1 protein-coding gene is annotated in these 1,615 nt (G+C 77.7%); it reads right to left on the bottom strand.

The window, feature by feature from the left end:
• Positions 1 to 69: 69 nt before the first annotated feature.
• Positions 70 to 1,615, bottom strand: a 1,546-nt coding sequence (locus IH13_RS0110055; protein ID WP_063837422.1) for a tetratricopeptide repeat protein, incomplete at its 5' end; no start/stop codon positions are given.

Below are 1,615 nucleotides of genomic sequence, written 5' to 3'. Positions count from 1 at the left end.
CCTTACGGCACCCCGATGGACCAGCGCAAATTCATACGGGTGGACGCCGACGTCCACCAGGCGTCCACCTCACGCGGTGAGCTCCTGGTGGAGCGCCTCCAGCAGCCGGGCGGCCCGCTCGGCCACCTCCTCCGGCCCCAGCTCGACCGCCCGCGCGCACCAGCGCTGGCCCTCCGTGAGTTCGCCCCGGCGAGCGGCGAGCAGGGCGAGGCGCAGGGCCGCCCGGCCGTGTCCGTCGTTCGCGGCGCGGCTCCACCACAGGGCGGCCTCCCGCTCGCTGCCCTCGCGGGCGAGCAGCAGGCCGAGGTTGAAGGCCCCGTTGCGGCTCCCGGACTCGGCGGCCTCCCGGTACCAGCGGGCGGCGTCGGTCAGGTCGCCACGGGCGGCGGCGAGCATCCCGGCGCGGACCTGGGCACGGCGGTGGCCCTGTTCGGCGGCCCGCTCGTACCACTCCTCGCACTCGGTCTTCTCCGGCATGGGCTCCCCCAGCGCGGGCCGGCCGGGCGGCGGGCGGCGCAGGTCGAGCACCCCGGCCAGCCGGAACGCCGCCTCGGCGCTGCCGCCTCCGGCCGCGCACCGCAGGTGGCGCTCGGCCTCCTGCTCCTCGCCGTCGCGCAGCAGGGCCATCCCGACCTGGAGGGCCGCGTCGGTGTGCCCGGCCGCCGCCGCGCGCCGGTACCAGTCGAGCGCCGCGCCGTCCTCGTCCCGTCCCGCGTGCAGGATGCCGAGGTTGAAGGCGGCGTCCACACTGCCGGCCTCGGCCGCCTTGGAGAACCACGGCTCGGCGCCGGAGGCGTCCCCGGCCTGGAGCAGCAGTACGGCGAGCGCGTTGGCGGCCTCGCGGTGGCCGGCGTACGCGGCACGGCGGTACCACTGCTCGGCCTGGGACACCCGGTCCTGCGCCGCGCAGAGCAGGCCGAGGTTGTAGGCACCGTTGACGTCGCCCGCGTCCATGGCCGCGCGGTACCAGCGCTCGGCCGTCTGCTGTTCGCCGCGGGCGGCGTGGAGCGCCCCCAGCGCGTTGGCGGCGTTGCCGTCGCCGTCCTGGGCCGCCCGCAGCCACCACACGGCCGCGCTCTCCTCGTCGCCGGCGTCGCGCAGCAGGAAGCCGAGGGCGCACGCGGCACGCGCCTCACCCTCCTTGGCCGCCGTGAGGTACCAGCGGCCGGCCTCCTTCAGCTCTCCGCGGCGCTCCAGGATGGCGCCGAGGTGCAGGGCCGCACGCCGGTGGCCGCGGGCCGCGGCCTGCCGGTACCACTGCTCGGCCTCGGCGCGGCCGGGGGCGGGCCCTTCCGGCTTCCTGGGCACGCCGGGGCCCAGGTCGCCCAGGTCGCCCACGGCGCCAGGACCGCCCCTGCGGCCCGGACCGAAGGCGTCGGAGGTGTCTCCGGTGGCACGGCGGTCCAGGGCACGTGCCAGCCGGTACGCGGCCTCCCGGTGCCCCTGCTCGGCGGCGGCCCGCAGCCAGCGCTCCGCTCCGGTGTCGCCGCGGTGCTCCAGCAGGTCGGCCAGCGCGTACGCGCCGAGCGCGTGCCCCTGCTCGGCGGACTGGCGCAGCCAGTACTCGGCGCCCGGCTCGTCCCCGCGCTCCCGGAAGCTGTCTCTTATACACATC

The sequence above is a fragment of the Streptomyces sp. NRRL WC-3549 genome, from assembly GCF_000721935.1.
In the GTDB taxonomy this organism is placed as follows: Bacteria; Actinomycetota; Actinomycetes; order Streptomycetales; family Streptomycetaceae; genus Streptomyces.
The sequence above is the reverse complement of the archived record's forward strand: the minus strand, read 5'-3'. Positions and strand labels throughout refer to the sequence as shown.